Source organism: Xanthomonas melonis (genome assembly GCF_020783655.1).
Classification (GTDB): Bacteria; Pseudomonadota; Gammaproteobacteria; order Xanthomonadales; family Xanthomonadaceae; genus Xanthomonas; species Xanthomonas melonis.
Map to the genome: position 1 here is coordinate 123,850 of NZ_JAJGQH010000009.1, position 26,999 is coordinate 150,848.

24 protein-coding genes are annotated in these 26,999 nt (G+C 65.8%); 13 read left to right on the forward strand and 11 right to left on the reverse strand.

The genetic code is table 11. The features are described from left to right. The first annotated feature begins 65 nt into the window (after positions 1–65). From LL964_RS10695 to LL964_RS10715, 5 genes are all read left to right on the forward strand, one after another. Positions 66–770, forward strand: coding sequence for a hypothetical protein (locus LL964_RS10695; RefSeq protein WP_146092377.1), 705 nt, complete (start codon positions 66–68; stop codon positions 768–770). A gap of 85 nt (positions 771–855) precedes the next feature. Further along, positions 856–1,350: a flavodoxin gene (locus LL964_RS10700; RefSeq protein ID WP_104587828.1), complete on the forward strand. Its 495-nt coding sequence runs from the start codon at positions 856–858 to the stop codon at positions 1,348–1,350. Then, entirely contained in the window at positions 1,322–1,648 is a 327-nt protein-coding gene (locus LL964_RS10705; protein ID WP_104587739.1) for a thioredoxin family protein, read from the forward strand. The genes LL964_RS10700 and LL964_RS10705 overlap by 29 nt, the downstream gene beginning before the upstream one ends. Positions 1,649–1,688: 40 nt before the next feature. Continuing rightward, positions 1,689–2,141, forward strand: a complete 453-nt coding sequence (locus LL964_RS10710) for a DUF3592 domain-containing protein (protein ID WP_104587738.1) — start codon at positions 1,689–1,691, stop codon at positions 2,139–2,141. Positions 2,142–2,177: 36 nt separating this feature from the next. After that, complete coding sequence (locus LL964_RS10715) at positions 2,178–2,579, forward strand: acyl-CoA thioesterase (protein ID WP_104587737.1); 402 nt, start codon at positions 2,178–2,180, stop codon at positions 2,577–2,579. Between the two features lie 247 nt (positions 2,580–2,826). Here LL964_RS10715 and LL964_RS10720 read toward each other — a convergent pair whose 3' ends face one another. The 5 genes from LL964_RS10720 to LL964_RS10740 all read right to left on the reverse strand — a co-directional run bounded on the left by LL964_RS10720 (position 2,827) and on the right by LL964_RS10740 (position 8,225). After that, on the reverse strand, positions 2,827–4,068 hold the full coding sequence (locus LL964_RS10720) for a pectate lyase family protein (RefSeq protein WP_104587736.1): 1,242 nt from the start codon (positions 4,066–4,068) through the stop codon (positions 2,827–2,829). 294 nt (positions 4,069–4,362) lie between these two features. Further along, positions 4,363–4,878 carry a hypothetical protein gene (locus tag LL964_RS10725; protein ID WP_104587735.1) on the reverse strand — a complete coding sequence of 172 codons (516 nt, stop codon included), beginning with the start codon at positions 4,876–4,878 and terminating at the stop codon, positions 4,363–4,365. A gap of 477 nt (positions 4,879–5,355) precedes the next feature. Continuing rightward, on the reverse strand, positions 5,356–6,294 hold the full coding sequence (panE, locus tag LL964_RS10730) for a 2-dehydropantoate 2-reductase (RefSeq protein WP_104587734.1): 939 nt from the start codon (positions 6,292–6,294) through the stop codon (positions 5,356–5,358). Positions 6,295–6,423: 129 nt separating this feature from the next. Then, complete coding sequence (locus LL964_RS10735) at positions 6,424–7,236, reverse strand: ABC transporter permease (RefSeq protein ID WP_208621452.1); 813 nt, start codon at positions 7,234–7,236, stop codon at positions 6,424–6,426. Then, on the reverse strand, positions 7,233–8,225 hold the full coding sequence (locus tag LL964_RS10740) for an ABC transporter ATP-binding protein (RefSeq protein ID WP_104587733.1): 993 nt from the start codon (positions 8,223–8,225) through the stop codon (positions 7,233–7,235). The genes LL964_RS10735 and LL964_RS10740 overlap by 4 nt, the downstream gene beginning before the upstream one ends. A 36-nt stretch (positions 8,226–8,261) precedes the next feature. Between LL964_RS10740 and LL964_RS10745 the strand changes: the two genes are divergently transcribed. Continuing rightward, a complete protein-coding gene (locus LL964_RS10745; protein ID WP_167395356.1) occupies positions 8,262–9,089 on the forward strand; it encodes a ferredoxin--NADP reductase in 828 nt (275 codons plus the stop codon). 125 nt (positions 9,090–9,214) lie between these two features. Here LL964_RS10745 and LL964_RS10750 read toward each other — a convergent pair whose 3' ends face one another. Next, a complete protein-coding gene (locus LL964_RS10750) occupies positions 9,215–10,774 on the reverse strand; it encodes a GH39 family glycosyl hydrolase (protein WP_104587731.1) in 1,560 nt (519 codons plus the stop codon). 504 nt (positions 10,775–11,278) lie between these two features. Here LL964_RS10750 and LL964_RS10755 point away from each other — a divergent pair. Genes LL964_RS10755 through LL964_RS10775 form a run of 5 tightly spaced genes read left to right on the forward strand, consistent with a single transcriptional unit; the run spans position 11,279 to position 15,661 of the window. Continuing rightward, complete coding sequence (locus LL964_RS10755; protein ID WP_104587730.1) at positions 11,279–11,866, forward strand: hypothetical protein; 588 nt, start codon at positions 11,279–11,281, stop codon at positions 11,864–11,866. Then, complete coding sequence (locus tag LL964_RS10760) at positions 11,863–12,063, forward strand: helix-turn-helix transcriptional regulator (RefSeq protein ID WP_104587729.1); 201 nt, start codon at positions 11,863–11,865, stop codon at positions 12,061–12,063. Before LL964_RS10755 ends, LL964_RS10760 begins: the two co-directional genes overlap by 4 nt. A 58-nt stretch (positions 12,064–12,121) precedes the next feature. After that, positions 12,122–13,693 (forward strand): alpha/beta hydrolase, encoded by a 1,572-nt coding sequence (locus LL964_RS10765; protein ID WP_425478168.1) that lies wholly within the window; start codon positions 12,122–12,124, stop codon positions 13,691–13,693. Positions 13,694–13,724: 31 nt separating this feature from the next. After that, a complete protein-coding gene (locus LL964_RS10770; RefSeq protein WP_104587727.1) occupies positions 13,725–14,471 on the forward strand; it encodes an ABC transporter ATP-binding protein in 747 nt (248 codons plus the stop codon). Then, positions 14,468–15,661 (forward strand): ABC transporter permease, encoded by a 1,194-nt coding sequence (locus LL964_RS10775; RefSeq protein ID WP_104587726.1) that lies wholly within the window; start codon positions 14,468–14,470, stop codon positions 15,659–15,661. The genes LL964_RS10770 and LL964_RS10775 overlap by 4 nt, the downstream gene beginning before the upstream one ends. Before the next feature lie 291 nt (positions 15,662–15,952). On the opposite strand, the gene LL964_RS10780 is transcribed toward LL964_RS10775, so the two are convergent. From LL964_RS10780 to LL964_RS10800, 5 genes are all read right to left on the reverse strand, one after another. Beyond that, a complete protein-coding gene (locus tag LL964_RS10780; RefSeq protein ID WP_104587725.1) occupies positions 15,953–16,960 on the reverse strand; it encodes an energy transducer TonB in 1,008 nt (335 codons plus the stop codon). Between the two features lie 138 nt (positions 16,961–17,098). Next, positions 17,099–18,664, reverse strand: coding sequence for a tryptophan halogenase family protein (locus LL964_RS10785; RefSeq protein WP_104587724.1), 1,566 nt, complete (start codon positions 18,662–18,664; stop codon positions 17,099–17,101). 9 nt (positions 18,665–18,673) lie between these two features. Beyond that, positions 18,674–19,687 carry a cupin-like domain-containing protein gene (locus LL964_RS10790; protein WP_104587723.1) on the reverse strand — a complete coding sequence of 338 codons (1,014 nt, stop codon included), beginning with the start codon at positions 19,685–19,687 and terminating at the stop codon, positions 18,674–18,676. Then, positions 19,677–20,378: a SapC family protein gene (locus tag LL964_RS10795; RefSeq protein WP_167395355.1), complete on the reverse strand. Its 702-nt coding sequence runs from the start codon at positions 20,376–20,378 to the stop codon at positions 19,677–19,679. Before LL964_RS10795 ends, LL964_RS10790 begins: the two co-directional genes overlap by 11 nt. 153 nt (positions 20,379–20,531) lie before the next feature. Then, positions 20,532–23,546 carry a TonB-dependent receptor gene (locus LL964_RS10800; protein WP_104587722.1) on the reverse strand — a complete coding sequence of 1,005 codons (3,015 nt, stop codon included), beginning with the start codon at positions 23,544–23,546 and terminating at the stop codon, positions 20,532–20,534. A gap of 248 nt (positions 23,547–23,794) precedes the next feature. Between LL964_RS10800 and LL964_RS10805 the strand changes: the two genes are divergently transcribed. Then, positions 23,795–24,484 (forward strand): glutathione binding-like protein, encoded by a 690-nt coding sequence (locus LL964_RS10805; protein WP_104587825.1) that lies wholly within the window; start codon positions 23,795–23,797, stop codon positions 24,482–24,484. A 277-nt stretch (positions 24,485–24,761) separates the two neighbouring features. Beyond that, entirely contained in the window at positions 24,762–26,990 is a 2,229-nt protein-coding gene (locus LL964_RS10810) for a S9 family peptidase (protein ID WP_167395354.1), read from the forward strand. Positions 26,991–26,999: the final 9 nt, after the last annotated feature.

The following is a 26,999-nucleotide window of genomic DNA, read 5'->3' on the forward strand; positions in this document are numbered from 1 at the left end:
CCGCAACTGACCCTATACCTTCTACAGAGTTGCCACGTTAGCGCGGGCTCGATGGAGTGATCTCAGTGCAATACGATAATCCTGCCGCTCGCCTTTTAGCCATTTTGGAAGAAGGTCAGAAGATTTCAATAAACGAGCGCTGTCGAAATGCTTGGCAGTCTCTGTTGGAAACCGAATCGCAGCCTCAGTTGATGTCAAGGCTTGGGAAGCTTATGAGCCTTCCTCAGGAAATTATTGACCAGACCAGAGAGCTGTATCCTAACCAGAGGCCAACATGGAGCCATTGGTCCAATCAAGTAAATACGGCATTTGCTGCCCAAAATATAAATGCAGAATGGAATACTTTTATCCGCTACATAGATAGTCATACTATTGATTATCTCGCGATTTCGGCAGATCTGCTTCAGGCGAAGTCAACAGCTCGGCAGCTTAATTTTGATGAATTGCTGTCCACTCGTGAAATGATCGATTCTTTGCTCCAAAGCGTTCTTGAATCAGAAATTTCCCAGGGCCTCAAGAAGTTTATTGTTCATCACTTGCGTAAAATTCTTACCTCTATTGAAGAATTCAAGATAACTGGCTCAATCCCGATTCTTGACGCTGTTGAATCTACAATTGGCCACGCTCACTTGGAGAAGGGTTTCTATGAATTTTTGAAGGATACAGAGCTAGGGCGCAGGATCTTGGACACACTTGCTGCTACTGCAAACGTAGTAACCGTGGCAGTTGGAATTCCTCAAATAAGTCAAGCATTGCTCACCATCTCTTGAACATTTAACTCTTGGCACGTCGATGCCAGATAAGCTGTTCACTAGTCGCATTGAGAACTGCCGCATGCGAAGTCCGGTCCAGCCCATGCGCATCCTCCTAGCCCACACCTCGCTCAGCGGCAACACGCGCGACGTTGCGCGTGCGATCTGCGCGCGCTGTGAGGAACTGGGCCACGCGGTAACATGGATCGATGCCGACATCCAGACGCTGGCGCAGGCGTGCCCGAACGGGGCCGAGCACGATCTCTACATCCTCGGCAGCTGGAGCATCAACGCCGGGCGTACGCCGCCGGAGATGAAACGCTTCATCGAACAGCTCGTCAACGCTGTCGGCAAGCCGGAGCGCATGGCGGTGTTCGGCACCGGCGAGACGCAGTGGGGTGAGGAGAACTACTGCGGCGCGGCGCGGCGCATCGCCGCGTTCTTCGGTACGCGCTACCCGCGACTAGAGATCGAACAGATGCCCCACGGCGAACGCGACGCCACTAAGATCCAACGTTGGACCGACACCATTCTTGCCCTTACCGACACACCGTTCGAGAACACGCCCCATGCAGACGCTCCACGCCACCACCCCTGATGACTACGCCGCCGCCCTGGCTGCGCATCCGCGCCTGCTGGTCGACTATTACAAGGACAATTGCCCGGGCTGCAAGATGCTCGACATGTCGCTGACCAAGTTTGCTGCGAGCGAGGACGCCGCGGGCGTCGCACTTCTCAAGGTGAAGCTGGAAGTGGTTGGCGAGGAGTTTTTCCGCAGCTTGGGCTTGCGGCAGACGCCGACCCTGGCCTTGTTCAAGGACGGCGCCGAAGTGACGCGCTTGCCTGGCTTCCAGTCGCCGGCGCAGGTGGAAGCGGCGGTACGCAGCGGGCTGTGAGCACGCCGCACGTCCATCGCGACCGCATAGGCGCCCGGCGATGAACACCACCGTCACCATCGTCGCCTGGAGCTTCCTGCTGGCAGGGCTGGGCATGCTGGTCGGCGCGGCGCTATTGCCGGATCAGGCGCGCTGGATCCTGTTGCTGCTGAGCGTGGCGTTCGGTGGAGTGGGGGGCGGCATCCTCGGCTATCGCGTCTGGCATGCGCGTCGTGCTGCCTGGTTGCGCCAGCACGGCACGGTAGTGGAAGCGCGCTTCGTCTGCGTTGAACGCAATGCGTCCGTACAGGTCAACGGCATGCACCCGTTCCGTATCCTGGCCCATCGCCACGACCGCACACACAACATCTTGATGGAGTATCGCAGCGACAACCTGTGGACCGATCCGCAGCCGTTCCTGCGCGAGGGGCAATCGCTGCGTGTGTTCGTCGATCCGCAGCGGCCGTCGCGTTACCACATGGACCTGAGTTTCCTGCCGACGCTGCGTAGCTGAGCGGCTGGCTTTCCTTCCTTCTGACGGCACTTCTTCATGACCAGTTCCACGCCTGTTGCACCCACCGAAGCCCGCATGGTCGAGATCGTCTTCCCCAATCACACCAATCACCTGGGCACCCTGTTCGGTGGGCAGGCACTGGCGTGGATGGACAAGGCCGCATTCCTCGCCGCCTCGCGCTATGCGCGCCGCACGGTGGTGACCGCGCGTTCGGACCAGGTGGATTTCAAGCTGCCGATCCGCCAGGGCCAGATGGTGGAAACCATCGCCCGCGTGGTGTCGGTGGGGCGCAGCTCGATCAAGGTGGAAGTGGAATTGATCGCCGAAGATCTGCTCAGCGGCGCACGCGAGCTGTGCACCCGCGGGCAGTTCGTGATGATCGCGCTCGATGCCGATGGCAAGCCCACCGCAGTGCCGCCGCTGCCTGCGCAAGTGTGACGGCAGCGGCTGTCCGTCGCCGCGCATTCCGCACTCACCATGACATCTGCATGCCCTTGGTCTGATGCCGCGTGCGCAGGCAGGCGCTGGCATTGCCGCCTGGTAGCGCAAGTCTCGCACGCCACGGTGAGCAATGCATGACGTTCGCCAGGCAGCCCATCTTCGTTGCGCAGTCGCTCCGCCGTGCTCGGACTGGGCGCCGCCGACGGCGGCATGCACGCCGCCGCCGTCACCAGGAACCAGTGATTTAGTTGATCTTGCCAACCCCGGCATTCGCGCGCACGGTGTTCGCGGCGCTGGACGCCGAGGCCGGTGTCACCAGCGATGCGCTGACCGGGCCGAACGCTGCCAGGGCTTGTTCGTCCAACGGCCGATTCTTGCTGCCGCTGGCGATCTGGTCATTGGCCACGCATTCCCGACCGAGGTATTGCAGGCAGAGGTCGTTACGCGGATCGCGCATGCCGACGAAGGGCGCAAACGTGTAGCCGGGGCCCGGGTTGTGCGGATAGATGTAGACCGGCAGGCTCACCTTGTTGAAGTAATTGCCTTCCAGCAGCAACAGCGCCGTCGAGGTCAACGGCATCGCGGCGCCCTCCCGGGAAAGGTCTTCGAAATAATTGTTGACCATATGCGCCAGCACCGATGCGTTGTTCAGTCCGCCGGCATGCGGCCCACGACCGGAGGTGTGATGCACATAGTTGCGTGCGACGGTGATGGTGTCGTGCGCGCCCAGGAACAGCCACAACCAGTAATGCCGATTGTCGCAAGTGGACGAGGTGTCGGTGCGTCCATCGAATTCGTTGTTGGACAGGGTGACGTGCGAAGCGCTGCCGAAGCCGGTCACCACCATTTGTCGGCCGATGCGCGCAAAGCGGTTGTGGTCCACCCAGACGCCGTCCGCGTCGTCGATTGCGAGTGCATCGCCACCCCACACCACGCCTGGATTGATGTCGGAAATCGTGATGTTCTGGATGATGACGTTGCTGTTGCCGCCACCCACGCGTAGCCCGCGCCCGGTGATGGCGCCATCGCTGGCCAGACCGATCAGGGTCTTGTTGGAGCCGATCTGCAGGGGCGTGCGTCCGGCATTATCGAAGCTGACCTGCGCAGCGGTGCGGCCTGCGCAATAGTTGGCGATGTTCAAGCCCAACTGGCTGGTGCCGGTGCTGCAGGTGGTCGCCACGCACCCGGTCGTGGTCGTGATCGAGGACCCGTTGGTGATCAGCGAGCCGGTGAAGTCGAAGGTTCTGTCCAGCACGATCACGCGTGGAGTGGTGTCAATGCATCGATTGCCGTCGAAGCTGCTGCAGAGCGCTTGCTGCAGTTCCAGCAGGGAGGTGGGTCTGACAGCGGCGGCATTACCGCCACCGGTGACACCGGCGGCGAAACCATCTGGGGCGCCGACTGCCTGGGCGCATGCCTGGTTGGCGAACACAGCTGCCGCCAGCAACAGTGCCGATGAAGCACAGCGGAGAGAAAGAGAGAGCATGGAGGACTTCAATGAAAATCCCCGCTCGGTGTGCCCAAGCGGGGATAGGTGGATGCAAGGAATGTCATGTCCAGATGGTGAAGGCCTGAACAGGTGGACTCTAGCAGCCCACTCTTGCCGCCATGTCTTGGGCCAAGGCGATTCTAATGGTGAGAAGAAGGCTGGTTCGCTTCACGATACAAACATGCGTGTGCGTGTGCGTGTGCGTGTGCGTGTGTCGCGCAGTGCGCGCGTCGGCCGAGGGTGTTGCACGATGGCAATGAGCGCGCTGCTGGGCTTGTGAAGCGGAACGTCCTACTCCTCGACCTCGCGGTCTTCGCGCTTGGCTTCTTCCATCGCCTCCGGTTCCAGCTCTTCGGCGCTGCGATTGAGTTTGACGAACACGCCCCAGGCGACCAGCAGCAGCGCCGCGCATGAGCCGACGGCGGCGGCATAGGGCAGCTTGGCCGGGTCGGCGTGCATCAGTTCGAAGATCGATACCAGTGTTTCGATCGCCAGCGCGATCACGATCACCACGAAGAAGCGCGACAGATAGCGCCGCACGCGCGTAGGACCGCTGACCTTGACGTCGCGCAGGATCTCTTCTTCGAAGATGGTCTGGCCCAGTTCCAGCGTCACCAGTGCCACCGTGAGCAGGCCAACCGCCTCCAGGACCACGTTGAAACGGTCGCGTATCACCATGTCGCCGCCCGGGCTGAAGCCATGCCATAACTCCAGTCCCGCCATCGCCACCAGGCCGGCCGCGCACAGCACGAAGAACGCCAGGATCACGAAATGACCGGCACGGAACAGGTGGCTGAGCAGCTTCATGGCAGGCGTGGCTTGGAGGGGATGCAGAGCATCGTGTGCGCGGCGTGGTGGCGGCGCGAAGGCTGCGGCAAGCAGGTGCGCCCTCATCCGGCGCTACGCGCCACCTTCTCCCGCGCGCGGGAGAAGGGCCATGACGGGGCGGCCGTCGGCTCACCGCCGTGTAGCGACCGCCGTCCTCGGTAAGCGCTCCCTCTTGGTACGCGCTCCCTTCCCCCGCCTGCGGGGGAAGGTGCCCGAAGGGCGGATGGGGGCGGCCGATGCCGCGCGCACACATCGCGCACACCAGCGCCTGTCATCCCATCAGCGCTGCCGCAGCACTCGATACGCCTGCAGCGGCAAGCCGATTGCCGTGTAGGCGACCGCCGTCCCTGGTCTCAGCTCCCTTCCCCCGCCTGCGGGGGAAGGTGCCCGAAGGGCGGATGGGGGCAGCCGATGCCGCACGCACACAATCGCGCACACCAGCGCCTGCACACCCCATCAGCGCTGCCGCAGCACCTGATACGCCTGCAGATGCACGTTGGCGGCCATCAATAGCGGCGTATTGCGTCCGGTCTCGCGCACGCGCGCCAGCATGTCGCCGACGATCTGCGCCGCTTCCACGTCCTGGCCGGCTTCCAGATCCCGCAGCATCGAGGCCTTGAGTGGCGAATCCACCTGCAGCAGCGTTTGCAGGGCCTTGCTGCGGGCCGCATCGGGAATCGATTGCCCGGCCGCATCGGCAGCCCACAGGCATTCGTTGTACAGGCCATTGATCAGCGCGCGGCCATCGTCGGTGGCCACGATCGCGCCCACCGGCGCACGCATCAGGCAGGTGGCCGCGGCCAAGGCAGTGAGAAAGCTGTACTTGATCCACTGTTCCTGCGCGATCTGCTCGCTGGCGAGATGGTCGATGCCCGCCTGCGCGCAGGCGGCGGCGAACGCCTGCACCCGTGCCGAGGCCGCACCCCCATCGCGCTCGCCAAAGGTGATCGCCGCCGGTTTGCCCAGGTGCAGGATCTCGCCGTGCTCGCCCTTGCTGGCGCTGATGAAGCACAGTCCGCCCAGCACCCGCGCGGCGCCGAAGCGTTCGTCCAGCACTGCGTAATGGCGCAGCCCGTTGAGGATCGGCAGCACCGTGGTGTGCTCGCCCACCGCCGGCGCAATCGCTTCGATCGCGCTGTCCAGGTCGTAGGCCTTGCAGCTGAGGATCACCAGATCGAACGGCTGCTGCGCCACCAGCGCCGGCAATGCATCGGCGGTGACGTGCGCCACCGGCACCTGCGCATCGCCGAGCGGGCTGCGGATGCGCAAGCCGTCGGCCTGCAACTGCGCCGCACGCGCATCGCGCACCAGGAAGGTGACATCCACGCCGGCCTGCGCCAGTCGTCCGCCGAAGTAACCGCCGGTGCCACCGGCGCCGAGAATGAGCATGCGCATAAAGTGATCTGTCCTCAGTCAATCTGGTCTTGCCCTTCCCCCGCTTGCGGGGGAAGGTGCCCGAAGGGCGGATGGGGGGGCAGCGCGTCCGCCAGCCACCGACGTTGCCAATGAAATCCGCGCCCGGCGTCAGCTACGCAGCCCGACACCACGCCGCAGCAACCACAGCGCCAGCGCGCTGAGCACCGTGACAAAGCCCAGCATCAGCGCGTAGGCGACCCAGATCGGCACATCCGAGCTGCCCAGCAGGCCATAGCGGAACGCGTTGACCATGTAGAAGATCGGGTTGGCGTGGGTGGCCGCCTCGGCCCAGCCGGGCAGCAACTTGACCGAATAGAACACGCCGCCCAGGTAGGTCAGCGGGGTCAGGATGAAGGTGGGCACGATCGCCACGTCGTCGAACTTCTTGGCGTAGACCGCGTTGACGAAGCCGGCCAGCGAGAAGATGGTCGCGCCCAGCAGCACCGTGGTCAGCGTGACGATGGGATGCGGGATGCGCACCGGGGTGAAGAACATTGCGATGATCAGCACGATGGCACCGACCATCACCCCGCGCAGCACCGCCCCGGCCACGTAGCCCCACAGGATCACCCAGTTGGGCATCGGGCTGACCAGCAGCTCTTCCACATGACGGCCGAACTTGGCGCCGAAGAAGCTGGAGGAGATGTTGCCGTAGCTGTTCTGGATCACGCTCATCATCACCAGGCCCGGCACGATGAACTGCATGTAGCTGTAGCCACCCATCTCGCCCACGCGCGAGCCGATCAGCCCGCCGAAGATCAAAAAGTACAGCGTCATGGTGATGGCTGGCGGCACCAGGGTCTGGCCCCAGATGCGCAGGATGCGCTGCACTTCGCGGCGCACGATGGTGCCCAGCGCGATCCAGTTGCGTTGGCGGGGTGTGGCGGGCGTGGCGGACATCGACGGCTCCGAGAAACTCATGGGTGACCTGCCGGGCGCGCAGGCGCCGCTGCGGCAGGCGCCGGGGCGAGGCTCTCGCCGGGCCCGGTCAGGCGAACGAACAATTCTTCCAGCCGGTTGCTCTTGGTACGCATCGAGCGTACCCGGATGCCGGCAGCACCCAGCGCGGCGAACACGCGGTTGAGGTCCATCGCACGCGGCATGTCCAGATCCAGCGTATGGCCGTCGACGGCGGTGAGCGTGGTGCCTTCGATCACCGGCAGCTGCGCCGGCAGCTCGCCGTCGATATCGAACAGGAAGCCCTCCACATCGAGCCTGGCCAGCAGTGCGCGCATCGGCCCCTGGGTGACGATCTGGCCGTGGTTGATGATGGCCAGGTTGCGGCACAGGTGCTCGGCTTCCTCCAGGTAATGCGTGGTCAGGATGATCGTGGTGCCGGCAGCGTTGATGTCCTTGAGCACTCGCCACATGTCGCGGCGGATCTCGATGTCCACCCCGGCGGTGGGCTCGTCCAGGATCAGCAGGCGCGGCTGGGTCATCATGGCGCGGGCGATCATCAGCCGTCGCTTCATGCCGCCGGACAGCGTGCGGCTCATCACCTGGGCCTTCTCCCACAGATGCGCGCGGCGCAGTTCCGCTTCGGCCAGACGCTCGGCATCGCTGCGTGGCATGCCGTAGAAGCCGGCGTAGTTGACCAGGATATCGAACGGCTTCTCGAACAGATTGAAGTTGATTTCCTGCGGTACCAGGCCGATCAGCCGCATCGCCTCGCTGCGGTGGGCGACCAGGTCGGTGCCGAACACTTCCACCTGCCCGCCGGACAGATTCACCAGCGAGCTGATGATGCCGATCAAGGTGGACTTGCCCGCACCGTTGGGGCCGAGCAGGGCGAAGAAGTCGCCCGGCGCCACATCCAGCGACACGCCCTTGAGCGCCTGGGTGCCGTTGTCGTAGGTCTTGCGCAGATCGCACACGCGCAGGGCGGGCGCACTGGGAGAGGGGGAATTCAAGCAGGATCCTTCGCGCCAGGGTCACGGCGCAGCGAGTTGCAGCCCGCTATTATAGAAGGCCGCGAGGGTACGCCCCGATCACAGACTGTCCCAAATACGTTCGTGCCTGTTCAATTTCCCCTCAAGCTTGTCGACCGGCGCATGCTCGCGCCGACCGTGGCCCACTGCCAGTTCGTACGCGACGACGGCCAGCCGCTGGATTTCCAGCCTGGGCAGTTCATCCAGATCCATTTCGCCTATGCGGACGGGACCGCGACCAAGCGCAGCTATTCGCTGGCCACCATCCACGACCATGCGCTCGGACCGGGCGAGGCGGTGGACATCGCGGTAAGCTTCGTGCCCGGCGGCTCGGCCACCGCGTTGTTCGAAGGCCTGGAAATCGGCGACCAGTTGCAGGCCAGCGGACCGTACGGCCGGTTCTGCCTGCAGGCCGGCGACCACAATCGACGCTATCTGCTGATCGCCACCGGAACCGGCGTCACCCCGTACCGCTCGATGCTGCCGTTGCTGGCCGAGGCGATCGCCACCCGCGGCGTGGAAGTGGTGTTGCTGCAGGGCGCGCGGACGCCGGCCGAACTGCTGTACGGCGAGGATTTTCGTGCTTTCGCCGATGCGCACCCGCAGTTCCGCTATGTGCCGTGCTTCTCGCGCGAGCTGCCGGCGCAGCCGCATCCCGATGTCCGGCACGGCTACGTCCAGCAGCAACTGGCCGAGTTCGCGCCCGATGCCGCGCACGATATCGCCTACCTGTGCGGCAACCCGGACATGGTGGACAGCTGCGCCGAGGCGCTGAAGGCTGCCGGCCTGCCGAATGCGCAGATCCGCCGCGAGAAGTACGTCAGTTCGTCGCCGCCCAAGAGCTGAGCGCGAAGACGGGGTTCGCCTGGCAGGCGCCGGTGTCGGCGCTCGCCAGCAGCGCGATGCCGGCGCGATCACACCCGCTGCCCAGATCTGCCGGCCACCAGGGCGGCCCTGGTGGCCCCTATGGATCAACGCGGTTGCAGCGTGACCAGCACCACGTCGTTGCTGCGCATCGGTACGCGCACCTCCACCACGCCATCGGCACCGACGCGCACGGCCCTGTCCTGCTCGGGCGCATCGACGCTCGCCTGCTGCAACTGCGTGAGCTGCTGCGGGCTCAATGCCTTGGGCATGCCCATCTCGATGTACAGCGACAGCGGATCGTTGCGCTTGTAGCCGGTCTTGTGGACTTGCAGACGGTAACTGCCGGCCGGCACCTGGGTCATGCGCAAGCGCAGCGGTGCGGAGTCGGTGGCCGGCACCTGGCGGGTGTAGAACGGCGTATTGCTCACCGCCTGCACCGGTTGTTGCCAATCCCACGCCAGCGCGGCGATGCGTTTGCCATCCACGGCGGCCATGGCATGCGCATCGGCCAGCGGAATGTCGCGGCCGGTGAGTGCGTTCAAATACTTGTAGGCAAACCATGCCGGCTTGCGGATGCCTTCGCGATTCATCAGCCCGAATCCGCCGTGGAATGGCGTGGGCGGCGGGCCGGGTTCTTCGAACAGGTCGGTATAGGTCCAGTAGCTCATGCCCTGCACCAGGCCCTGCACCTGTTTGAGCTTGGTCAGGATGTAGGGCGCGCTGATGTAGCTGTCGTGGACGAAGTCGCGCGGTGTATAGCTGGTGCTCCACTCGGTGAAATGCAGCGGAAGATCGGGAAAAGCCGACGCCTGGATCTGCGCGCGAACCCGGCGCACATCGCCGACGATGGCGTCCGCAGATGCGGACAGCTTGGTGTCCTGCTTGCCGTTCTCGTCGAGAAACCCGCCTTCCACGCCGTAGGTATGGGTGGTCACGAAATCGATCGGCAGTGCGTTCTTCGCCACGAAGGCGAGCAGTTCCGGCACCCAGGCCGCTCCTGCGGTGGAAGGGCCGCCGACACGCAGCTGCGGATCGATCGCCTTGATGGTGCGCGCGGTGTTGGCGTACAGGTCGAAGTAGGCCTGCTGGTCGGCGTTCTCCCAGAAATCCTTCAGGTTGGGCTCGTTCCACACTTCGAAGTACCACTGCCGCACTTCGTCGGCGCCATAACGCGCACGGATGTGCCGGATGTAGGCATCGATCAGCTGCGTCCACTTGGCCGGATCCGGATGCGAGGTGTTGCCCTTCCAATAGAACAGCGTCTGCTCGGACGTCTTCATCGCAGCGGGCGTAAAGCCCAGTTCGACGAACGGGCGGATGCGTTTGGCCAGCAGCGCGTCGTAGAGCTGATCCAGCCGGGTCCAGTCGTAGACGAGCTTGCCGTCGACCTCCTTCACCGTGCCCAGCACGTCGTGGAAGACATCGTGGAAGCGGATGTAGCGAAATCCCAGCTCCTGGACCGCAGGCACCAGATGCGCCTGGGTGTCGCTGCGGATCAGCGTGCCCGGGAAATCCGACCCGACCGACAGGTCGTAGAACCGATCCACCGGTTCGCCGGCCGCCGCGACATCCAGCACGATCTCCCGCGGTGCCGCGCCTTGCGCCAGGGCCGGGGTGGCGATGCAACAGGCCAGCGTCATCGCAAACAGGGTGTTCAACCGCATGGTCGCTCCGGGAGTTGAGTGCGGGGACCGCCACCGACTGCGACCGCGCTTGGCGCGGCGGTCATGGGGGGGCACTGTGAAGAGGCGTTCAAGGGTAACGGAATCGATCGGCCACCGGCCGCAGGGCGGCACGCAGTGTGATGCGTGTACTGCAACGTGGTCGCGCTCGTTGGCCGGTGACCTGCGCGATGGAGCCGAGCAGAGTGCCTGGCCGTGGTCGCCACATGGCGATATGCGGCCTGCCATGTGCGAATGCCGATCGCGCACCTGCACTGCGCCACGGTGCGGTGTAAAGGACGCTTGACAGGATGCGCATCGACGCGCACTCTGCCTGTCAAGGGAACTTGACACTGGCTGCGGGATAGATGAGATGAAGAACGACGCGATCCCTCTGCCGCCGCAGGCGCGGCCCGACAGCACTGCACGCGCACATATCCCGCGCTGTGTGGCATCCCTGCGGCAAGCCACGGGTGCACAGGCAGTGGTCACCGCGAGGGCGACACCATGAGCCTTGCTGCCTTGGCGCGTCGCGCCTTGCAGGTGGTCAGTGTCGGCGTGCTGCTGCTGGGCGGTGTGCGGCGCTGGTTGCCGTGGCAGATGAGCGACTACACCCAGGGATTGCTGATCGGTTGCGGGATCAGCGGCTTGCTGGTGGCCTTGATGCTGCGCGTCGGGCGCGACAGCCTGCGCGATTGCGCACCGCCTGCGCTGGTACGTCGCTACCGCCGCGAATTCGCTCCGCCGATGCTGGCCTACGTTGCAGTGATGCTGTGCTGGCGCCGCTTGCTGGCCGGCGTGCATGAGAGCTGGGGTCGGGTGTTGATCGCATTGCTGCCGGCGCTGCTGCTGATGCTGGCGATGCGTGCCGTGGCGCGTTTCGTCCGCGATTCGGACGAACTGCAACGCCGCATCGAGCTGGAATCGATCGCCATTGCCGCTGGCCTGGTCAGCATGGTCTATATGACCGCCGGCTTCCTGCAATCGGCGCAGCTGATCGCGGTGCCGGCAGCGGCGGCGATGATCTGGGTGTTTCCGATGTTGTGCATGACCTACGGATTCACCAAGGCCATCAATGCGCGTCGGTATCAATGAACAGTCGGGTACGCGTGTTGCGCGAGGCCAACGGCTGGTCGCAGGGCGAATTGGCCGAGCAACTGGGAGTGTCGCGGCAGACCATCAATGCGTTGGAGACCGGCAAGTACGATCCCAGCCTGCCATTGGCGTTTCGCATCGCGCGTCTGTTCGGCGAGCCGATCGAACAGGTCTTTCTATACGAAGAAGGTCAGTAGCTGCGGCGGTCATTCGGGCGGCAGCAAGGTCAGGGAACGGGCACTAGGAGAGATGGATATGTACAAGCAGGTCAATCTGGCAGCGGCCTTGCTGATCGCGCTGCTGGCCGGTGGATGCCAGCGCACGCAGGCGCCGCAGGCAGGCGCGTCCGGCAAGACGGCAGACGCCACGCCGACGGTTGGAGCAACGGCAGCCACGGCCACCGGCGGCAATCGTTACGGCGCACTGGAATTCGCCCCGTGCACGCTCAGTTCCGGCAGCGCCGCCGGCAACATCGAAGCACAATGCGCGCACCTGCAGGTGCCGGAAAATCCGGCGGTGCCGAACGGGCGGAAGATCGCATTGAAGATCGCCTGGCTCGAAAGCGACGCCGGCGGCGGCAGCACGCCCGATCCGGTGTTCTTCATCGCCGGCGGGCCGGGGCAGTCGGCCACGCAGGTGGCCGCGATCGTGGACATGGGCTTGCGTGAGGCACGCAAACAACGCGATGTCTTTCTGGTCGATCAGCGCGGCACCGGCGGATCGCATCCGCTGGTGTGCCGCGATCCCGCCGGCAAGCCGCTGGAGATGGACGGTGGCGCCGCCGCCAGCGTCGCGCAGCTCACCGACTACGCACGTCGTTGCGCCGACGGCCTGCGCAACGACGCAGATCCCCGCTACTTCACCACCACCGAGGCCATTGCCGATCTGGACGCGGTGCGTGCAGCGCTGGGCGTGCAACAGCTCAATCTGATCGGCGCCTCGTACGGCACGCGCGTCGCGCAGCAGTACGCCATGCGCTATCCCGCTCACACCCGCAGCGTGGTGCTCGATGGTGTGGCTCCCAACGATCTGGTGATCGGCGGCGAGTTCGCACGCACCTTCGAAGATGCCATTGCGCTGCAGACCAGGCAATGCGCCTCCACCGCAGCGTGCGCCGAACGTTTCACGGTGGATACGCGCACGCAGTTGCGGCAGGTGGTCGAACGCCTGCGGCAGGCTCCGGTGGCCGTGGATTACCGCGACCCGCGTACCGGTGTGCTGCGGCATGAACAGGTCACCGCCGATACGGTCGTGGGCTTGGCCTTCGGATTTTCATACGCGCCGGAAACCGCCTCGCTGCTGCCGCTGGTGCTGGATGAGGCGGCTGCCGGACGCTATGGCGCGTTGATGGCGTTGGCGCAGATGAGTGCTTCGGACATGTCCGACCAGATGAATCGCCCGATGCAATGGTCGGTGTTGTGCAGCGAAGATGCAGGGCGTTATCGCGCGCCCGAAGACAAGGACGCCACCCTGCTGGGCAACGCGGTGGCCGAGATGTTCTTCGCACCGTGCAAGGTGTGGCCTTCCAAGCCTGCGCCCAGCGCTGCGACTGCGCCGTTCCAGTCGACGTTGCCGGTACTGCTGTTGTCCGGCGAGCTCGATCCGGTGACGCCGCCACGCTATGCGCAGCGTGTGCTGCAGGGCCTGCCCAATGGCCGTCACGTGGTCGCGCCGGGGCAGGGTCACGGAGTGTTCCGGCTCGGCTGCATGCCCAAGGTGCTGAGCCAGTTCCTGCAGACCGCCGATGCCAGGACGCTGGACACCACCTGTGTGGCCAGCCTGACCACCGTGCCCGCGTTCACCTCGTTCAACGGATGGGAACCATGAGCCACATCGACCACGCCACGGAGGCGCACGCATGATCGTCGTCGAAAATCTGCACAAGTCGTTCCAGACCAAGACCGGGGTGGTGAAGGCGGTCGACGGCGTCGGTTTCAGCGCGGCCGATGGCCAGATCACCGGCCTGCTCGGCCCCAACGGGGCCGGCAAGACCACCACCTTGCGCATGCTCTATACGCTGATGTCGCCGGAGCAGGGCCGTGTCACCGTCGATGGCGTGGATGCCGCGCACGATCCGGTGACGGTGCGCCGTGCGCTCGGCGTGCTGCCGGACGCGCGCGGTGTGTACAAGCGGCTGACCGCGCGCGAGAACATCGCCTATTTCGGCGAGCTGCACGGCATGTCGCAGCTGCAGATCGCGCAGCGCACCCAGGTGTTGTCCGCCGCGCTGGACATGGACGACATCCTCGACCGCCAGACCGAAGGCTTCAGCCAGGGCCAACGCACCAAGACCGCCATTGCACGCGCGCTGGTGCACGACCCGCGCAACGTGATCCTGGACGAACCCACCAACGGACTGGACGTGATGACCACGCGCGCGATGCGCGGATTCCTGCAGCAGCTGCGTGCGGAAGGACGCTGCGTGATCTTCTCCAGCCACATCATGCAGGAGGTGGCGGCGCTGTGCGATCGCATCGTCATCATTGCCAGGGGAACGGTGGTGGCATCCGGCAGCGCCGACGAGCTGCGCGCGGCCACCGGCGAAGACAATCTGGAAGACGCCTTCGTCAAGGCGATCGGCTCGGAAGAAGGACTGCACGCATGAGCAAGACCTCCCTGTTCGCTACGGTGTGGACGGTGCTGCGCAAGGAACTGCGCGATATCTCGCGCGACCGCCGCACCCTGGCACTGGCATTGCTGCTCTCGCCCTTGCTGTATCCCATCCTGATTCTCGGCATGGGCGCCTTGAGCGAGAGCCGCGTACGCACGCAGATCGACAAGCCGCTGGACATTCCCACGCTCGGTCGCGCGCATGCGCCGAATCTGGTGCGCTTTCTGGCCGCGCAGGGGCTCAATGCGGTGGATGCACCCGCGGATCTGACCGCCGCCATCCGCAATCAGGATGTGGACGTCGCCTTGCGCATCAGCGACAGCTATGCGGAGGATTGGCGCGAGGGCCGCCCGGCCCTGGTGGAGGTCATCAAGGACAGCACCCGTCGCGAGGCCGATGTGCCGAGCATGCGCCTGCAGGCGGCATTGAGTGCGTACAGCCAGCAGGTGGGCGCACTGCGTCTGCTGGCGCGCGGCATCGATGCGCAGGTGGGCAGGCCGCTGGAAGTGGCTGCGCAGGATCTGGCCACCGCCGAAGCCAAGCGCGGCCAGGTGATGGCGATGCTGTTGCCGGTGCTGCTGGTGATCACTTCGTTCCTGGGCGGCGCTTCCTTGATCCTGGATGCCACCGCCGGCGAGCGCGAACGGCAGTCGTTGGAACCACTGCTGGCCACGCCCGCGCCGCGTAGCGCGATCGTCAGCGGCAAGATCGCCGCCGCCTGCGTGATCGGCATGGTGTCGCTGCTACTCACGTTGTTGGCGTTCAAGCTCAGCGCACAGCTGTCCACATCGACCCTGGGCCGCCAGCTCAACGTCGGCTTCGTGCCGATGTTGCAGATGTTGTTCATCCTGGTGCCGATGCTGTTCGTGGGCACCTCGCTGCTGACCTACCTGGCGGCCGCTGCCAAGAGCATGAAGGAAGCGCAGGCGCATATGACCTGGCTGCTGCTGCTGCCGATGCTGCCCGGTTACGCGTTGATGGCGTATCCGCTCAAGACCCAGCTCTGGCAGTTCGCGGTGCCCTTCCTGGCGCAGAACCAGATGCTGCTCAAGGTGATTCGCCATGAGACCATCACCGCGCAGACCTGGGCGGTGTATCTGCTGGCCGGCTTTGGTCTGGCCGCGGGGCTGTGGTACGCAGCGGTGCGTCGCTACCACCAGGAACGTCTGGCCATCTCGGGCTAGGTGCTGCGCGATGCTTCGGCCTCATGCCCCAGTCGTTCGGCAACCGATGTAGGAGCGGCCCCCGGCCACGATGGGGGCGTTACCGATAGCGTCGCATTGCGATTGCAGATGTCGCCAGAGACGCAAACGCCCACAGTGCTGCGGGCGTTTGCGTGTCCACTCTCTCGCGTGTCGATCGGCAGCGGCCAACGACTGGGCAGTTCGCGTCGGTCGCGATGGAGACTGATCCCAATTCCAGTTCCAGTTCCGGCGCCGAGCTCTCCGCTCGGCGCGCGGTCTGCCGTAGCCGCATCAACCGCCCGGGTTGAACGACAGCGTGCGGCGGGTGGTCACTGGTGCGGCGACCGGTTCGAAGCGCCAGCGCTTGACCGCGTTGAGCGCTTCGCGATCGAACACGCGTGGCGGATTGGCGCGCAGCACGCGCGAGGCGGTGATCGAACCATCGGTGCCGACCGTGATCTCCACCAGCACTTCGCCGGAGGTACCGGCGCGCAGCGCTTCGGGTGGGTAGCGCGGTGCAGGTGTGCTGATCGGGCGCAGCGATTGCGCGGCCGGCGCAGCGGCGGCGGGCGCCGGCGTCGGGCGGGGCGCAGCGGCGGTCGGCGCGGCCGGTTCGGCCGGGCGCCTGGCAGCTACCTGGCGCTCGGCTTCGGCGGCCTGCTGGCGTGCGGCTTCCTGCTGGGCGGCGATCTGCTGGGCCGCAGCGGCTTCGCGCGACTGCTGCTCGGCCAGGCGCTTCTGCTCTGCGGCCTGCTTGGCCTTGTCCTCGGCCAGCTTCTTGGCCTGCTCGGCATCCTGCTCGGAGCGGCTGGCGGCGGTCTTCATGGCGGTGTCCAGGCCGCTCTTCAGACGCGGCAGCGCCGGTGCCTTGGGGTCGACCTTTTCGATCAGCGCGATCAGCCGCTGCGCTTCGGGAAACTCCTCCCGGCCGATGCCCTGCTCGGCGGCGATCAGCGTGTACGGCATCAGGTCGGTCAGCGCGCTGTTGACGGTGGCGTCCTGCGGCTGCTTCTCGCGCAGCGCCAGGTAGTACTCCACCGCGTTGTCGCCGGCCGGGGCGTACATGCGGTTCTCCTGCAGCGCCTTGGTGGCCGATTCGCGCAGCTGGTCCGCGCCCATCGACTGCACTTGCGGCGAGACTGCGGTGGCCGGCGTCGGTGCCGGCGTGGTGGCCGGTGCCGCAGGCGTGGCAGCGGTGGTGGCGGCCTTGTCTTCCTGCTTGGAGCAGGCGGCCAGGCCGACCAGCAAAATGACCGGCGCGATCCGGCGTGCCATACGGCCCTGTGTCAGATCCAACATGCGTCCCCCTTACCCCGAGTGCGAAAGATACGTTGCTGCGGTGAGCGCCGGCCCCTGTTCCCGCAAGGGACGGCAAAGCCGCAATCTAGCATTGCTGGGGCGGTGGAAGCCAAGCCTTGCATCGGCCGGAGGCGAATTTCATCCTGCCGGGCTCCCCAGCGCCGCAGGGGACGGCAACGGTGTGGCCGTCCCCTGCGGCGGCGCGGCCGGGCAGTAGCGGTGCAGGAAGTCCGCATGCGCCGGCAGCCGCACCAGCGCGGCCTCCACCCGCCCGCGGATGCCCTGCAGAAACTGGCTCAGCTCCGTATCGCCCATCAGGTCGGCCACCGGGTGGTGCTGGCGGGGTGTGATGCCCTGGCCCAGCATGACCTGCACCCAGGAGTTTTCCGCGAACAGCTCGTTGCCGCGGTGGAAGACCCGCCCGCTCTCGCGAAACAGTTGCATCCGGTGGCGCAGCGAATCGGGGATGTCCATCGCCGCGCAGTCGCGCCAGAACGGCGTATCGCGGCGGTCGGTGGCGTGGTAGTGCAGGATCACGAAATCGCGGATATGCGCGATTTCCTCGGCGGCCTGGCGGTTGTATTCGGCAACGTCGACCGGGTGGATGACCTGCGGGAAGGTCTGCAACAGCCGCACGATGCCACGCTGGATCAGGTGGATGTTGGTGGACTCGATCGGCTCCAGGAACCCGCTGGCCAGCCCCAGCGCCACGCAATTCTTCTCCCACACGCGGTGGCGCTGGTTGGGGGTGAAGCGCAGCGCGCGCGGTTCGGTCAGCGCACGTCCCTGCAGATTGCGCTCCAGCACCGCCCTGGCGCTGTCCTGGTCGGTGTAGCGGCTGGAATAGACGATGCCGTTGCCCACCCGGTGCTGTAGCGGAATGCGCCACATCCAGCCGGACTGGTCGGCGCGCGCACGGGTGTAGGTCACCGGCGGGCCGACCGATTCGGTCTGCACCGCCAGCGCGCTGTCGGCGAACAGCCACTGCGACCAGTCCTCGCTGCCCACGCCCAGGGTCTTGCCGATCAGCAGCCCGGCAAAGCCGGTGCAGTCGACGAACAGGTCGCCTTCCACGCGCGTGCCGTCGCGCAGCGTCAAGGCAGTGAGGAAACCGCTCTCCGGGTCGGTGTCGACCTCGCCGATGCGCCCTTCGATGCGCCGCACGCCGAAGCCTTCGCTGAAACGGCGCAGGAAGCGTGCGTACAGGCCGGCATCCAGATGGTAGGCGTAGTTCATGCCGCCGTTGGGCAGATGCGCGAAACGCCCTTCTTCGGCCGCGCGCAGTTCCAGGCAGTAGTCGCCGAAGGCGCGCGCCACCCCGCGCTGGCAGCCTTTCAGCCAGAAGTGGTGGAAGCCGGCGCTCCAGTGGTCGGTACCGGTATGCCCGAAGGAATGGATGTAGTGCCTGTCCACATCGCGCCAGTGCTCGAAGGCGATGCCCAGCTTGAAGGTCGCCTGGGTGGCGGCCATGAACGCGGCCTCGTCGATCTCCAGCAGGCGGTGGAAGGTGACCAGACTGGGGATGGTGGCTTCGCCCACGCCGACGGTGCCGATCTCGTCCGATTCCACCAGGGTGATCTGCAGGTGCCGGCCCAGCAGCTTGGACAGCGCAGCGGCGGCCATCCAGCCGGCGGTGCCGCCACCGGCAATGACCACGCGGCGCACCGGGCGCTGGCGTGGGTCGAAAAGGGGGGCGTGGTCCATCGGCAGTCCTCAGCGGTTCAAGCGTTGCAGCAGCCGCGCGCGCAGGCTGCGGGCACGGTCCGCGTCCATCGGTGCCAGCACGCCGCGTGCGGCCTCGGGCACATGCGCAGCGGTGTGCGCGTCGGGCTCGAACACGTAATGGCGAAACACCTCCTGCCAGGTGGCACGCTGTTCGGGCGGAAGATCGCGCACCGCCAGCAGCGCCAGCATCAGCGCGTTCATTGGCGAGTCCATATAGGCCGCGCTCTGCCGCCACCAGAAATTGACCAGCACATTGAAGCCCTCCAGCGCCTGCACGTGATGCCACCACATGCTGGGAATGAACAACGCATCGCCAGGTTCCAGCTCGGCGACGAGGGCGTGCTCCAGCGCCTGCGCATAGCGTGGAAAGCGCTGCAGATCCGGTGCGGCGATGTCCACCAGGCTGACCGGTTGCCCGGCCGGGGTGAGATCCAGCGGGCCGATATACAGATTGCGCAGCTGATCGGGCGGAAACAGGGTGAAGCGGCGGCGCCCGGCGACCACGCAGGCCAGGTTGTCCGGCAGGTCCTGATGGGCGGCGATGCGGGTGCGGTTGCCGATCCAGATGCTGGCCAGCGGTTCGGCCTGCGGCAGCGCGATCGGATTGTGCGCGCGCAGGCCGGGCAGGTAGGTGTCCAGCGTGGTGGAGCCGACATAGATCGCCGGCGGCTGCGGGTTGTCCAGGTCGCGCAGCAGCGTGTCCAGCACCACCCCCAGCGGCACGCGCTCGGGGCGGAAATTGAAGCCGCTCATGTCCGCGTTGTAGAAGAAGCGCCCGCCGATCTCCGGCGGCCCGACCTGGGCCACGACGGCCTCACCGCGGTCGTAGCCGCGCAGGTAGGCGGCGGCGGCCTGCGCGGACTGCGCGCCGGCGCGGGCCAGCGGCCAGTCGCGCACCAGTCCGCGCAGCACCAGCGGCGTGGTCGAGCGCAACAGCGCCGGATCCAGCTGCTGCGGATCCAGGCCGTGGCGTTCGTCGATAGGGCGCGGCTCAGCCGGCATGGCGACGGTTGAGGCGTTCGAGCAGGTGGCGGAACTGCGCGATCGAGGCCACTGCCATGTACAGCGGCTCCAGATCGCCGTGCCGGTGCAGGTCCAGCAGCGCGGTATTGCCGAGCGCGCGCAGGCGCTCCTCGTGCACGGTGTACAGACCGGCCAGACGGCAGTCCAGGCCATTGTCCAGGGTGGCTTCGAAGACGAACGGTTCGAGCAGCTCGTAGCGCAATGCGCGCTCCACGAAGGCATCGCTCTCGGCCAAACCGTCGTGCAGGGTGCGCAGCAACTGGCTGATATGGTCGAGAAACTCGGTGGTGCCGCCATGTTCGCGAAACAGTAGTTCGCCGTCGTGCCGGCCGATGCGTGGGCTGTCCAGGTCCACATGCACCATCGGCCCCTCCGGTTGCTGGCCGATCAGAAACGGTTGGCGCTGGATCGCCAGCGGCACATAGGGCGCATCCCAGCGCGCGCCCTCCAGAAACAGGTTCTCGCCCAGTCGCAACCCCAGCAAGGCCAGCGGCTGAAAACGCCCGTTGCCGCTGCGGTGGAAGACGATCGGGTACTGCGCCTGCAGCTGGCGGAATTCCTGGGGAAAGGTCGCCGCCGACATCACGTCGTCGCCGTAGGCGGCGCCATGGGCGGTGATCACGCGCAGGTCGCGGTGATCGAGGTTGTTCAACAACACGGCATTGGTCATGGGGGCAGCCACATCACGCGGGGCGCGTGGCCCATGCTTGGACAGTTGCCCTTCGCCAGGCAAGTGCCGGATGGCCCGCATCCGGACACCGCACGGGAAGGTCGAAACAGCGACCCGGCAGACGCGCTGCCGGGTCGCCTGGAGCGGCTCACATCACCAGAACTTGTAGCGCAGGCCCAGCATGTAGCGCGGGCCGGTCTGAGTGGCGAAGATCACCTGGTTCGGATGACGGCCGTGCTGGCGCTGGACCGCATCGTTGAGGTTGATCGCCTCCAGGCTCAGCGACAGGTTCTCGTTCCACTGGTAGCCGATGTTGAGGTCCAGCTGCCCATAGGCTTCGGTATAGACCGGGTTGGGCTGACCGCTGCCGTCGAACCGCGCGGCCAGGAACTGGTCGCGCCAGTTGTAGGCGGCACGGATCTGCCACGGCCCCTTGTCGTAGAAACCGACCACGTTGGCCGAATCGCTCAGCCCTTCCAGCGCGAACTGCTCGCCGATGACGTAGTTGTCGTAGGTCAGGCCCGAGTCGACCATGGTGTAGTTGGCCGACACGCCGAAACCGCTGTCGCCGAACATGTGCTGCACGTTGAATTCCCAACCGTCCAGCGACGCCGAGCGCTGGTTGGCCGGCGCGGTGATGGCGAAGTTGGCCACCGGATCGCCCGGCCGCCCGCTGATCACGCCGGTGGCGTTGCCGTTGGAATCGTCGGCTCCGCGCACCACGCCGGGCTGGCCGTTGAAGTTGCGGAAGATGTAGTTGCGGATGCAGGTCAGGTCGGCGGTGGCACAGCTGTTGGCCAGCGCCTGGTTCCAGTACGCGCCGCCGATCGGCGTGTTCAGACCCAGCGAAGCATCGTTGCGGGTGGTCACGCCGACGTAGTTGTCGATGTTCTTGCGGAAGAAGCCCACCGAGGCGTAGCTGGCGTCGCTGTAGTACCACTCCAGCGAGAAATCGATGTTGTGCGACAGCAGCGGCTTGAGGCCGGGATTGCCTTCCTGCCCGGTGCCGCCTTCGATGCGCGCGATCTGATTGAGCGTCTGCCCGCCCTGGATGTCGCCCCAGCCGGGACGGCCGATGGTTTCGCCATAGCTGCCGCGCAGCACCAGATCCTCGGTGAGCTTGAAGCTCAGGTCCAGGCTGGGCAGCCAGTATTCGTACTTGCCGCTGCCGCCGGAGAACGCCGAGTCGGCCAGACGGATCGGCAATTCGTTGTTGGCTACCCAGTCGATACCCACCGCCACCGGCACCAGCGCTCGCGCCTGGACCTCGGTTTCCTCATAGCGCACGCCGGCCGCCAGGGTGATCGGCACGCGCAGATCGTCCCAGCTGTTGCCCCATTGCAGGTAGGCGCTCTTGGACTTTTCGGTCACGCGGCGGTCGGTGTTGTAGATCGGCGACGGGCGGTACAGCGCGTCGTCGCCGGCGACCCGCGCGGCCGCCTGGCGCGCACGCTCGAAGTCGAACAGGAACAGCTGGCTGAACTGCGCCGGATTGCCGCTGCCGTCGATCGCATCGAAATAGCGCGGGAACGAGGTGGGAATCCACAGGTCGTCCGGGTAATCGGCTGCGGTACCCGCGCCGCCCCAGGTGTCGCGCTGCACATTGGAGAACGCCGAGCGGTTCTTGACCTCGGTGCTGCCGATGCCGAACTTCAACTGCGAATAGTTCTCGAAGGTGAAGTCGCCATTGACCTGCGCCTGGTCGATCTCCGACTTCATGTAGCTATTGCGGAAGGTGGAGCCGGTGACCAGGGTGCGAGAGGGATCTAGCCCGGTCAGGCCGAAGCCCAGCTGCTGCTGCAGCACCGGGAAATCCTTGCTGAAATCCACCACCGAGGTGCCGCGGTAGAAACCGGCCACGCCCAGCGAATTGCCCGAGCCGTAAGGGCCGTCCGGGCCGGCCTCGGCGGTGGAGCGGTGGACGTCGAAGTTCAACTTGAACTGGTCGTTCACCGCCCAATCCACGTTGAAACCCAGCGATTTGTTCTGGTTGCGGGTGGCCGCGTTGGAGCCGGCAGTGGCCAGATCGCTGGTGGCCGGATCGACGATCTCCGAATAGCTGATCGGGCCGGCCACCGGACCATTGGTCCAGGCGCTGGCCGACGGGCCGTAGTTGAACCACACCGACATTTCGTTGCGCTGCTGCTGGATCTTGTTTTCCGAGTAGGTGTAATCCAGCGTGGTGGTGATGTTGTCCAGCGGCTTGTATTGCAGGGTCAGCTGGCCGTTGGTGCGCTGGCGTTCCACGCCGACCACGCGGTAGTTGAGGTTCTGCGGCACCGAGTAGATGTCGTTCGGGCCGGGGCGGTTGACGATGTTCTGCGCGCCCGGCGTTCCGGGCTGCGGGATGGTGCCGTAGGCGGTGGAATCGCCGCGGAAGGCGCGCCAGCCGTTGGGCACGCCGACCTGGCTGTAGCCGAAATCGCGTTCCTGGTAGCTGCCGGTGACCGCAACGCCGAAGCGCCCGTCGGCCGAGGTGTTGCTGAAGATGCCGGAGATTTCCGGGGTCAGCGAATCGCCCTGCAGGCGGCCGGGCAGGTTCTCGTTGGACGCATCGTGCACGCCCTTCAGACCCACGTTGGCATGCAGGCCCGGGTTGTCCAGCGGGCGGGTGGTCTTGATGTTGATGCTGGCGCCGATACCGCCGGTAGGCGTGCTGGCGCGGCTGGTCTTGAACACCTCGATGCCGGAAATCGATTCCGACGCCAGGTTGGCGAAGTCGAACGCGCGCGAGTTGGAGGCGCTGGCATCTTCGATGGTGGCGCCCGGCATCTGCCGGCCGTTCAACAGCACCAGATTGAAGTCGGGGCCGACGCCACGCACGGTGACGCGCGAGCCTTCGCCCAGCGAGCGATCGATCGACACGCCGCTGATGCGTTGCAGCGATTCGGCCAGGTTGGTATCGGGGAACTTGCCGATGTCCTCGGCCACGATGCCGTCGACGATGCCTTGCGCATCGCGCTTGACGTTCATCGACGAGGTGAGGCTGCCGCGGATACCGCTGACCTGGACGGTATCGAGGGTGGCCGGATCGGCCTGGCTGGAGCCGGGTACGGTGGACGCCGATTGCGGCGCCGGCGCGGTCTGCGCAGCCAGCGGAGTCGACAATGCGAACAGCAGGGCAGACGTCAGGCGCCGCGTGCGCGGCAGGGTGCGTGGCTCTCTCACGATGATTCAATCCCCAAATGAAGAAGCACCGGTCCCGGGCGGGACAGGTGAAGGTCGTCAAACAATCGCGCATTTGTTAGCTGCCGCTTAACAAAGTCAATTTGCAGTGCAGCATCGGTCCGGAGCTACCGGTGTCACACAGTGTTCCGGTCCCGGCCGCGACTAGGCGCCTGCCGATCACGGCGCCGGCCTTACCATCGTGGGTCCCTGGCGCCGCCTGGCGTCGCCCTCGACAGTTGGAGCGCGTGATGATCGATCTGTACTACTGGCCCACCCCCAATGGCCACAAGGTCACCTTGTTCCTGGAAGAAGCCGGGCTGGATTACACCGTCAAGCCGGTCGACATCGGCAAGGGTGCGCAGTTCGAGCCGGCCTTCCTGCAGATCTCGCCCAACAACAAGATGCCGGCCATCGTCGATCATGCGCCGGCCGATGGCGGCCCGGCGCAGAGCGTGTTCGAGTCCGGTGCCATCCTGCTGTATTTGGCCGAGAAGACCGGCCGCTTCCTGCCGCGCGAGCCACGCGGCCGCATCGCCGCGCTGGAATGGCTGTTCTGGCAGATGGGTGGGCTGGGCCCGATGAGCGGCCAGATGGGGCACTTCAACGTCTACGCCCCGGAGAAGATTGCCTACGCGATCGAACGCTACAACGCCGAGGTCCGCCGCCTGCATGGCGTGCTCGACAAACGCCTGGCCGCGCAGGCGTTCCTGGCCGGCGACGACTATGGCATTGCCGATATGGCCAGCTACCCGTGGATCGAGGTGTACGCCGACCTCACGCCCGACTATGCCGCCTTCCCGCATCTGAAGCGCTGGCACGACGCCATCGCCGCGCGCCCGGCCACCCAGCGCGCCTACGCGCTCAAGCAGAAGGTCAACCCCAACGCCGGCAAGCCGCTCAGCGATGAGGAGCGCCGGCACCTGTTCGGCAAACGCTGAACGCACCGGCAGAAGGCTGCGTAGCCGCGATCGTTCGCGGCTGCACCTCAGTCTCCGAAAGGGGGAGTGCACGGCGCCGCCGAAGACACGCAGTCCACTGCCGGGCGCTGGCGTTCGTTTTGCTGGGCAGGCGGTCCGCAGCCTGCGCCTGCACGATCCTGTAGCGCACCGCACCAAGCGCCAGCGGCGAACATCGCCGATCGCCCCCCGCGAGCGCGCGCTTCTCAAACCCCCTTCCCCCCTGCATCCTGTGCGCAGCCTTTTTTCAGGATCCTCGATGCGCGCCCTGTTCGCCGCCCTCGCCCTCATGCTCAGTCCCGTTCCCATGGCCCACGCCGAGAAGCTCACCCTGGAGGCCATCACCGGCCCGATGCCGTTGTCCGGACCGACATTGATGAAGCCCAAGGTGGCCCCGGACGGCTCGCGGGTGAGCTTCCTGCGCGGCAAGGACAGCGACCGCAATCAGCTGGATCTGTGGGAATACGACATCGCCAGCGGCCAGACCCGTCTGCTGGTGGATTCCAAGGTCGTGCTGCCGGGCACCGAAACCCTGAGCGATGCGGAAAAGGCCCGCCGCGAGCGTCAGCGCATCGCCGCCTTCGCCGGCATCGTGGATTACCAATGGGCGCCCGACGCGCACGCGCTGCTGTTTCCGCTCGGCGGCGAGCTGTATCTGTACGACCTGCGCAAGACCGGCGCGGCAGCGGTCCGCCAGCTCACCCATGGAGAAGGCTTCGCCACCGATGCCAAGTTGTCGCCCAAGGGCGGCTTCGTCAGCTTCGTGCGCGCGCGCAACCTGTGGGTGATCGATCTGGCCAGCGGCAAACAGCTGCAGCTCACCCGTGACGGCAGCGACACCATCGGCAACGGCGTGGCCGAATTCGTCGCCGACGAAGAAATGGACCGTCACACCGGCTATTGGTGGGCGCCGGACGATTCGGCGATCGCCTTCGCGCGCATCGACGAATCGGCGGTGCCGATCCAGAAGCGGCCGGAGGTGTACGCCGACCACACCGAGGTGATCGAGCAACGCTACCCGCAGGCCGGTCAGCCCAATGTCGCCGTGCAGCTGGGCGTGATCGCACCGCGCGCAGACGCGGCGCCGCGCTGGATCGACCTGGGCAAGAACCAGGACATCTACCTGGCGCGCGTGGACTGGCGCGATGCGCAGCGGCTGACCTTCCAGCGCCAGTCGCGCGACCAGAAGACCCTCGAACTGATCGAAACCACGCTGGCCACCGGTCGGCAGCGCATGCTCGTCACCGAGACCTCGCCCACCTGGGTGCCGCTCAACAACGATCTGCGCTTCCTGAAGGACGGCCGGTTCGTGTGGAATTCCGAACGCAGTGGCTACGCGCATTTGTACCTGGCCTCCGAAGACGGCCGCACGCTCGCGCCGCTGACCTCCGGGCAGTGGGTCGTGGATGCGCTACTGGCAGTCGACGAGCAGGCCGGGCTGGCGTACTTCTCCGCCAGCAAGGAGTCGCCGACCCAGACGCACGTCTACGCCGTTCCGCTCGCGGGTGGTGCCATCGAAAAGCGCTCAGCCACCCACGGCACGCATGCGGCCAGCTTCGCCAGCAACGCCAGCGTGTATGTCGATAGCTGGTCCAACACCGCCACGCCGCCGCAGATCGAGCTGTTCCGCGCCAATGGCGAAAAGATCGCCACGCTGCTGAAGAACGATCTGGCCGATCCGCAGCATCCCTATTCCAGGTACCGCGACGCGCAGCGGCCGGTGGAATTCGGCACGCTCACCGCCGCCGATGGCAAGACCCCGCTGCACTACCGGCTGATCAAGCCGGCGCAATTCGACCCGTCCCGGCGCTACCCGGTGATGGTGTACGTCTACGGCGGTCCCGCCTCGCAGACCGTACTCGATGCCTGGCCCGGTCGCGGCGATGCCTTGTTCGATCAGTATCTGGCCCAGCGCGGCTACGTGGTGTTCTCGCTCGACAATCGCGGCACCCCGCGGCGTGGCCGCGATTTCGGTGGTGCCTTGTATGGCAAGCAGGGCACGGTGGAAGTGGACGATCAGTTGCAAGGCGTGGCCTGGCTGAGGCAACAACCCTGGGTCGATGCCCAGCGGATCGGCGTCCAGGGCTGGTCCAACGGCGGTTACATGACCCTGATGCTGCTGGCCAGGCACAGCGAGGCCTATGCCTGTGGCGTGGCCGGTGCACCGGTCACCGATTGGGGCCTGTACGACACCCACTACACCGAACGCTACATGGACCTGCCGGCGGGCAATGCCGAAGGCTACCGCCAGGCGCGCGTGGCCACCCATCTGGATGGCCTGCGCGCCAGGTTGCTGTTGATCCACGGCATGGCCGACGACAACGTGCTGTTCACCAACGCCACCACGCTGATGAGCGACCTGCAGCAGCGCGGCACCCCGTTCGAACTGATGACCTATCCGGGCGCCAAGCACGGTTTGTCCGGCGCCACGGCCTTGCATCGCTACAGGACTGCGGAGGCGTTCCTGGCACGTTGCCTGAGCCCCTGAACCCCCTGA